This is a genomic window from Micromonospora zhanjiangensis, assembly GCF_042650605.1.
GTDB lineage: Bacteria > Actinomycetota > Actinomycetes > Mycobacteriales > Micromonosporaceae > Micromonospora_J > Micromonospora_J zhanjiangensis.
In genome coordinates this window covers 1-1194 of the sequence record NZ_JBHSBN010000107.1, presented here as the reverse complement: position 1 = coordinate 1194, position 1194 = coordinate 1, and the positions used below count along the sequence as shown (strand labels likewise).

Annotated in this window: 1 protein-coding gene; it reads left to right on the top strand. The window is 68.9% G+C overall.

Annotated features, from left to right (window positions below):
- Positions 1 to 165 precede the first annotated feature (165 nt).
- On the top strand, positions 166 to 1194 hold a 1029-nt coding region (locus ACFOX0_RS34140; RefSeq protein ID WP_377553816.1), incomplete at its 3' end, for an IS701 family transposase.

The following is a 1194-nucleotide window of genomic DNA, read 5'->3' as shown; positions in this document are numbered from 1 at the left end:
TACTCCAGCAGGAGATCCGTTCTGGCCTGCTGGAGCGGTGTGGTTTTGTCCGTGGGCGTGGAGCAGCCACCGCTGAGTCTCGTGGTTGTGTGGACCCAAGATACGGCGGTGGCTGCCGCCTACAGAGTAGACGCCCGGCGATGGTCTGGGCTGTTCGACGAGCTGATGGACGTGGTCGGGTCGCGTTTCGCTCGGCGTGAGTCCCGCCTGCGGGTGCGGGACTTCATGGCTGGGCTGCTGGCGCCGTTGCCGACGAAGAACTGCTGGACGATCGCGGAGCACGCCGGTGACGACGGTCCGGGTGGGATGCAGGACCTGATCGGTCGGGCCGTGTGGGACGACGCGCAGGTCCGTGCTGACGTGCGGGACTTCGTCGCGGTCAAACTCGGGCATCCGGACGGTGTGCTGCTGATCGACGAGACCGGGGATCTGAAGAAGGGTGTGCACACCGTCGGGGTGCAACGACAGTATTCCGGCACCGCCGGGAAGATCGAGAACTGTCAGCTCGCGGTGCACCTGTCCTATGCCTCACCAGCCGGGCACACCCTGGTCGACGTCGCTCTCTACCTGCCGAAGTCCTGGACCGAAGACCCCGCGCGGCGCGCGGAGGCCGGCGTGCCCGAGGCGATCGGGTTCGCCACGAAACCGCAGCTGGCACGACGGCTGATCGACACCGCTGTCGCGGGCGGGCTGCCATGCCGATGGGTCGCCGGCGACGAGGTTTACGGCGGTGACCCGCACCTGGCCGCGGCCCTGCGAGGGCACGATCTGGGTTACGTCCTCGCGGTCGCCTGCTCGCACCGTGTCCCCACCGGGCTCGGTATCCAGCGAGCGGACCAGATCGCCGCCGACCTGCCGACCCGGGCGTGGCAGCGGATCTCCGCAGGCCAGGGGGCGAAAGGTCACCGCTACTACGACTGGGCGTTCGTCACCCTGCCCCTGGCCGCCGACCAGCACGGCGGTCACCACTGGCTGCTGATCCGCCGCAACCGCACCGGTGAGCTGGCCTTCTACCGCTGCTGGTCACCCCACCTCGTGCCGCTGCACCACCTGGTCGCTGTCGCCGGCCGACGGTGGAGTATCGAGGAATCGTTCCAGGCCACCAAAACGGGCCTCGGCCTGGACCAGCACCAACACCGCCGCTGGCGGGCCTGGCACCGGTGGACCACCCTCGTCATCGCCGCTCACGCGTTC